Annotated in this window: 1 protein-coding gene; it reads right to left on the bottom strand. The window is 65.9% G+C overall.

What is annotated here, in order from left to right; translation table 11 throughout:
• Positions 1-101: 101 nt before the first annotated feature.
• Positions 102-1,331, bottom strand: a complete 1,230-nt coding sequence (locus QZ271_RS14280; RefSeq protein WP_291432600.1) for an MFS transporter — start codon at positions 1,329-1,331, stop codon at positions 102-104.
• Positions 1,332-1,778 lie beyond the last annotated feature (447 nt).

Raw genomic sequence — 1,778 nt, 5'->3', positions numbered from 1 at the left:
AGAGAAATGGAACGGATTTTAGCCGTCTGGGACGGCACTCGCCAGCATGTGGCTTAGAACTGAAAGATGTCAGTTGACCATCATCCATTAGCCATCAACTGTCAGGCGGGGTTGACGTTTGGCCGGCTGATCAGCGTCCAGACCAGCAGGGCCAGCAGGACGCTGCCGCTGAGAAGGTAGGGGGCGGCGTGGCTGGCGCTCTGGTACAGGCCGGTGCCGATCAGGGGGCCGGCCATGCGGCCCAGGGCGAGGGCGCTGGAGTTCAGTCCGGCGACCGCGCCCTGCTGGTCGTCGGTGACGCTGAGGCTCAGGGCGGCGCTGAGGCTGGGGCTCAGGACGGCGCTCCCGATCCCGATGACGGCCAGGGCCAGCGTGATGGGCCAGAAGCTCTGACCGGTAGGCAGCAGGAACATCCCGGCGGCCATGATCAGCAGCCCGGCGGCGACGAGGGGCGTGGTGGGTAGTTTCTTGGCAAGGGGCCGGATCGCGCCGCCCTGCACGATCGCGGCGACGAGTCCGAAGATGGTGAGCATGCCGCCGACGGTGCGCGCCGCACTGCCCGGAGTGAGCGCCAGGGTGTCCTGCACGTAGAAGCCGATGGTCTGTTCCATGCCGACGCTGGCCAGCGTGCTCAGGGCGCTGATGGCCAGAAACAGTGGGATGGCACCCTGGCCCAGCAGGGCGCGGCGGCTGCCGCTGGGTTGCTCGGGTGCCCCGGCGCGGCGCGTTTCAGGCAGGGTGCGCCACGCGACCAGGGCGGTGATCAGGCCGAGCGCGGTGCTGAAGAAGATGGGCGCGGTGAGGCTCACGGTGCTCAGGAGCGCGCCGATGGCGGGGCCGAACACCACGCCCAGCCCGAAGGCCGCGCCGATCAGGCCGAGGCTGGCGGCGCGGTCCTCCTTGGTACTCAGGTCGGCCATCATGGCCTGCGCGGTGGGGAGGGTGGCGCTGGACAGCATGCCACCGATCAGGCGGGACCCGACCAGCAGCGCGAACAGCGCCGCGCCGCCCAGCGTGCCCTGGAGGCCAAGCTGCGCAAGCACGCCGAACAGGCCGAAGCTGATGGAAAAGCCCACGAGTCCCAGGATCAGGACGGGTTTTCGGCCCTGGCGTTCGCTGCGGCTTCCCCAGATAGGCGAGAAGATGAACTGCATCAGGGAGTAACCGGTGGAAAACCAGCCGGTCTGTGTCTCGGTCAGGCCCAGCTGGCGGCCCAGGGGCGCGATGATGGGAAACAGGACGCTCAGGCCCAGCATGGCAATGAAGATGGTGAAGAACAGCGTCAGGCGGGTGCGGCCCGTGGCCGTGGGTGGGGTGGATGAGGCCGACATGCGCGGAGTATACGCCTCTCCTGACCGCTGGGTAAGGACCTTCTGTCCGCCACTGCCGGGACTACATCTACGGGGCTGATCCCGCACGACATGACGCGGACTGCCGTCTGTTTCGTCCATACCCAGGGACAGGGCCTCGGGTTATCAACTTCACGCCCGGAACCCGCGTTGCTCCCGCCCACTCCACTCAGGTTAACCGGCGTGTGAACCAGGCCGCCAGGGTACGTCTGAGCGGACAGCCTTTTAAGTACACTGCGTTTATCTTATAGATAAATCGCGCGGAGTGCGTGGCAGGAGAAAGTACGTTGGAGCGGGAATGGAGAGGTTCCGGCGCTTTTCCGGAATATCGCAATGTTAGCTTCAACGTACTTAACTGCTCAGCAGGGTGACTTCCGGGAGTCGATTGGGTAAGGTGGACCATCAGCGAGACTCCCTGCCCAAACTGCG

It is taken from the genome of Deinococcus sp. (assembly GCF_018260555.1).
GTDB lineage: Bacteria > Deinococcota > Deinococci > Deinococcales > Deinococcaceae > Deinococcus.
The sequence above is the reverse complement of the archived record's forward strand: the minus strand, read 5'-3'. Positions and strand labels throughout refer to the sequence as shown.